Annotated in this window: 3 protein-coding genes; all 3 read left to right on the top strand. The window is 37.6% G+C overall.

The features are described 5' to 3' along the window. Window positions 1-389: 389 nt before the first annotated feature. On the top strand, window positions 390-548 hold the full coding sequence (rpmH, locus tag AC1DPQ_RS26910; RefSeq protein ID WP_010601723.1) for a 50S ribosomal protein L34: 159 nt from the start codon (window positions 390-392) through the stop codon (window positions 546-548). Between the two features lie 67 nt (window positions 549-615). Then, complete coding sequence (locus AC1DPQ_RS26905) at window positions 616-1,014, top strand: ribonuclease P protein component (RefSeq protein ID WP_477585269.1); 399 nt, start codon at window positions 616-618, stop codon at window positions 1,012-1,014. Then, a complete protein-coding gene (yidD, locus tag AC1DPQ_RS26900) occupies window positions 998-1,228 on the top strand; it encodes a membrane protein insertion efficiency factor YidD (protein ID WP_215128375.1) in 231 nt (76 codons plus the stop codon). Before AC1DPQ_RS26905 ends, yidD begins: the two co-directional genes overlap by 17 nt. The last annotated feature ends 471 nt before the right edge of the window (window positions 1,229-1,699 follow it).

Genomic DNA, 1,699 nt, shown 5'->3' with positions numbered 1-1,699 from the left:
ACGGTCGTCATTCCCGCGCAGGCGGGAATCTTAAAGCCCTTGCATTACGATTCCCAATCAAGTTGGGAATGACGATCTAACGCAGCCTACCGTTTGCCAAAAAGATCTGTCTTTAATATTGATTTTATGAAATAATTATCCCTCAGGATGACATTGCATCGAGATGGATTATGGGTGGAAAAAAATATTGATATTTTCGTTCCGTAAGGACGTTTGGTGAAATAATAAAACATACAAGCACATATTTTAAATACCCATAGGACATCTTTTTCAAAAGAATTATTACATTTGCACTTAAATAGAAAAAATAATAATTAATCACTATTGCATTTGTAGAGAAATCGCTTTATATTTGCACCTCTTAATTTTACAATAGATAATATACAGTCATGAAAAGAACATACCAACCTTCGCAAAGAAAGAGAAGAAACAAACACGGCTTCCGCGAAAGAATGGCAACAGCTAACGGCAGACGAGTATTAGCATCACGTCGTGCTAAAGGAAGAAAAAGATTAACGGTTTCTGACGAACGCAAGCATAAAGCATAATTTTTGATTGCTTTTCCGTTAATTCGGGATCGGCAGATCAAAATCTGCAGTTATCAATCAAAAATATATGTACACATTCAGGAAAGAAGAACGGTTATGCAGCAGGAAACATTTAGACCTGTTGTTTAAAAACGGTTCTTCTTTTTTATTATACCCCTTCCGGATTTCTTATCTTTTTGTCGATCAACCAGCTGATGTACAAGCACAAGTGGTAATCAACGTTCCTAAAAAAAGATATAAACGGGCAGTAGATCGCAATCTGCTCAAGCGCCGCATACGCGAAGCTTATCGCTTAAATAAACAAGATAAATTATATTTGCCTTTACCTACTGACAGGGGATTGCTTTTGATTTCTATTCAGTTTGTGGGTAAAGAAAAATACGATTTTACCTTTATCGAGAAAAAACTGATTGCTACTTTTAAACGCTTTCAAAATTTAATCCAGCCAAATGAAATTCATCAATAAAATTTTCGGATGGTTTTTTTTAGGTTTAATCAAGGTGTATCAATATGCCATTTCGCCAATGCTAGGCGCAAATTGCAGGTTTACGCCAACTTGCTCGCAGTATGGGATAGAAGCCATTAAAAAGCACGGACCATTTAAAGGCGGTTGGATGGCACTGAAACGCATTGGTCGTTGTCATCCATGGGGCAAACATGGTCACGATCCTGTTCCTTAAATGGGTTTATTAGTTCAGTTGTTCATTAGCCATTAGTTCATACTACATTCGTCGTTTCGGGGCAGGGGATATGAGCGAGCTGAAGAATCTTTTGGATTGTTAGGGGAGGAATTGATGCCAAATTTCAAGCTAATTCAATCAAAAAATTCGAATAAAGATCCTTCGACTCCGCTACCATTGACGTTATTTTGCAAATTACTATTAATCAATATTTTAACGGCTTTCGCATTTCCATCCAGCTGGGCCATAGCATTGTATCCCCGTTCTACTTAAATCCGGCCTAACAAATTTTTCGGACTGCACTTTCTGGCCGCACAACTGGCTTCAAAAGAAAACGGCGAAGCCCTCATGAATGCAGCTGAAAACTATAATACAAAATGAATAAATTTTCAGCCGGCATTTTTTGTTTTTTCATAGGCCTTTATGTTTTCAACGGCATTCAAGCTAGCTATGCTGGTCTTTTTGATGCCA

The organism is Pedobacter sp. 01T416_2 (assembly GCF_056398925.1).
Note: the sequence above shows the minus strand (reverse complement) of the source record. Positions and strands in the feature narration are given on the sequence as shown.

Coding starts and splice junctions, on each gene's coding strand:
- rpmH (WP_010601723.1), top strand. CDS start 390: ATGAAAAGAACATACCAACCTTCGCAAAGAAAGAGAAGAAACAAACAC.
- AC1DPQ_RS26905 (WP_477585269.1), top strand. CDS start 616: ATGTACACATTCAGGAAAGAAGAACGGTTATGCAGCAGGAAACATTTA.
- yidD (WP_215128375.1), top strand. CDS start 998: ATGAAATTCATCAATAAAATTTTCGGATGGTTTTTTTTAGGTTTAATC.